The following is a 1,835-nucleotide window of genomic DNA, read 5'->3' as shown; positions in this document are numbered from 1 at the left end:
GGCTGGAAAGCTTCGTTCTGGATTACGACGACCCGGCCACCATCAGCGCCGCCGTTTCCGAGTCCTTGTCCCGCACCGGCGGCACGCTGGACGCGCTGTTCAACAACGGCGCCTATGCCTGTCCCGGCGCGGTCGAGGACCTGCCCCGCGGCGCGCTTGAGGCGATCTTTTCCACCAACCTGTTTGGCCCGCACGAACTGACCCGGCTGGTGATCCCCGTCATGCGCGCCCAGGGCGGCGGCCGGATCGTCAATTGCTCGTCGGTTCTGGGGCTGGTCGGCCTGCCGTGGCGCGGCGCCTATAACGCCACGAAATTCGCGCTTGAAGGGCTGACCGATACGCTGCGGCTGGAAATGCGCGACACGCCGATCAGGATCTCGCTGATCGAACCTGGCCCGATCACCACCAAGTTCCGGGTGAACGCGGCGCAACAGTTCGAGAAATGGATCGACTGGCAGGCCTCGCCCCGCGCCGATCAATATCGCGACAAATTGCTGGCGCGGCTTTATCGCGAGGCCAAGAAAGACCCGTTCGAACTGCCTGCCAGCGCGGTTACCGCCAAACTGGTGCACGCCTTGGAAAGCCCGCGCCCCCGCGCCCGCTATGCCGTCACCACGCCGACCTATGCCATCGACATCATTCGGCGTATTCTGCCGACCTCGGCCCTGGATTGGCTGTTGGCCAAGGCCTGACTGCGACGAATTATCGGTTCGCTTTTCAGGCGCGGACAGCTATGCCTGCGGCGACGAAAGGAAACACCATGTTTAACGATCCACTGTTCATTGTTGTCGCCGCGGCTTGCCTTGTGGTCGTGCTGATCCTGATGCTTGGGATCGGTGGCTTTGCCAAAGGTGGCGATTTCAACCGCAAACACGCCAACCGGCTGATGCGTTATCGTATCGGGGCTCAGTTCGTCGCGGTGCTGCTGATCCTGCTGTTCGTGTTCCTGCGCGGCAAGGGAGGTTAAGCCATGGTTGTTCTGAACAAGATCTACACCCGCACCGGAGACGCTGGCGAAACCGCGCTGGGCAACGGCGACCGGGTGGCAAAACATTCGATGCGCGTCACCGCCTATGGCACCGTGGACGAGACCAACGCCACCGTCGGACTTGCCCGCCTGCATGCCGAAGGCGAAATGGACGCGCGGCTGGCAGCGATCCAGAACGACCTCTTTGATCTGGGCGCCGACCTGTGCCGCCCCGATATGGAAAAGGATGCCGAAGCCCCCTATCCGGTGCTGCGGATGGTCGATTCTCAGGTGGCGCGGCTGGAAGCCGAGATTGACGCGATGAACACGGCGCTGAACCCGCTGCGCAGCTTCATCCTGCCCGGCGGCTCGCCGCTGTCGGCCTATCTGCACCTGTGCCGCACCGTATCGCGCCGGGCCGAGCGACTGTCAGTGGAACTGTCCACCGTCGAATCCGTGAACCCCGCAGCGGTGAAATACCTGAACCGCCTGTCTGACTGGTTCTTCGTCGCCGCCCGCACAGCCAATGGCGGCGGCACCGACGATGTGCTGTGGGTTCCGGGCGCGAACAGGTAAGGCTGCCGCTACGCAACCGGTTGCACCCCAGCCGTAACAGGCGGTATATAAACGCAGCCGATCGGCGCGAATTTGGTTTTGTGCTGAAATTTGCCCTGTTTTCCCGTTTCGGGAGTCGCTAACAAACTTCCAATGATTGCGTAAAAGACCCAAGGAGACGACGCTTATGAAGGTATTGGTGCCTGTGAAGCGCGTGATTGACTATAACGTTAAGGTTCGTGTGAAGGCGGACGGTAGCGGAGTTGATCTTGCGAATGTGAAGATGTCGATGAACCCGTTTGACGAGATTGCG

The 1,835-nt window shown here is 61.5% G+C and carries 3 protein-coding genes and 1 pseudogene; all 4 read left to right on the top strand.

Features of this window, described 5'->3' with window-relative positions:
* The coding region (locus tag ABYW26_RS14145) for an SDR family NAD(P)-dependent oxidoreductase (RefSeq protein WP_372605557.1) at positions 1 to 692 on the top strand (692 nt) is incomplete at its 5' end.
* 68 nt (positions 693 to 760) lie between these two features.
* Positions 761 to 967 (top strand): twin transmembrane helix small protein, encoded by a 207-nt coding sequence (locus ABYW26_RS14140; protein ID WP_372605556.1) that lies wholly within the window; start codon positions 761 to 763, stop codon positions 965 to 967.
* Positions 968 to 970: 3 nt separating this feature from the next.
* On the top strand, positions 971 to 1,543 hold the full coding sequence (locus ABYW26_RS14135; protein WP_372605555.1) for a cob(I)yrinic acid a,c-diamide adenosyltransferase: 573 nt from the start codon (positions 971 to 973) through the stop codon (positions 1,541 to 1,543).
* A 166-nt stretch (positions 1,544 to 1,709) separates the two neighbouring features.
* Positions 1,710 to 1,835, top strand: a pseudogene (locus tag ABYW26_RS14130) (electron transfer flavoprotein subunit beta/FixA family protein); the annotation flags it as partial.

Origin of the sequence: Actibacterium sp. (assembly GCF_041584535.1) — a bacterium.
Lineage (GTDB): Bacteria > Pseudomonadota > Alphaproteobacteria > Rhodobacterales > Rhodobacteraceae > Actibacterium_D.
The sequence above is the reverse complement of the archived record's forward strand: the minus strand, read 5'-3'. Positions and strand labels throughout refer to the sequence as shown.